Below are 807 nucleotides of genomic sequence, written 5' to 3'. Positions count from 1 at the left end.
AACGCTTTTCAACCGCGTGCCGAACATCGACAAGGCCATCATTTCTGTGCACTGTCATGATGACTTGGGCATGTCGGTCGCAAACTCAATTGCAGCAGTACAAGCCGGTGCTCGCCAAATTGAAGGCACCATCAATGGTATCGGAGAGCGTGCGGGTAACTGCTCACTAGAAGAAATTGCGATGATCATCAAGACACGTCAAGAGCTTCTGGGCGTAAGTACGGGGATCAAGCACGAAGAAATCCATCGTACTAGCAAGTTGGTGAGTCAACTGTGCAACATGCCGATCCAAAGCAACAAAGCGATCGTGGGTGCCAATGCATTCAGCCATTCTTCAGGTATCCACCAAGACGGCATGTTAAAGAACAAGAACACTTACGAGATCATGACACCTGAGTCGATTGGTCTTAAGAACCAAGCACTTAACCTAACCAGTCGTAGCGGCCGAGCGGCGGTGAAGAGCCACATGGATTCCATGGGTTATAAAGAAGATGAGTACAACCTAGACGCACTGTACGCCGACTTCTTGAAACTGGCCGACCGTAAAGGCCAAGTGTTTGATTACGATTTGGAAGCGCTAATGCACTTCTCCAACTTGCGTGAAGAAGATGACTTCTACAAGTTGAATTACCTAAGCGTGCAATCGGGCAGCGTGATGGCAACCACCAGCATCAAGATGCAATGTGGTGATGCGGAAATGTGTGAAGCGGCGGTCGGCAATGGTCCGGTTGATGCGCTATACCAATGTATCTACCGCGTGACAGGTTACGAGATCGTACTAGATAAATTCGATCTAACCGCAAAAGG

1 protein-coding gene is annotated in these 807 nt (G+C 48.9%); it reads left to right on the top strand.

The features are described 5' to 3' along the window. Positions 1–807 (top strand): alpha-isopropylmalate synthase regulatory domain-containing protein (locus R7040_RS25755; protein ID WP_318097473.1); only part of this gene is annotated, 807 nt, incomplete at both ends.

The organism is Vibrio sp. 1069 (assembly GCF_033340555.1).
The sequence above is the reverse complement of the archived record's forward strand: the minus strand, read 5'-3'. Positions and strand labels throughout refer to the sequence as shown.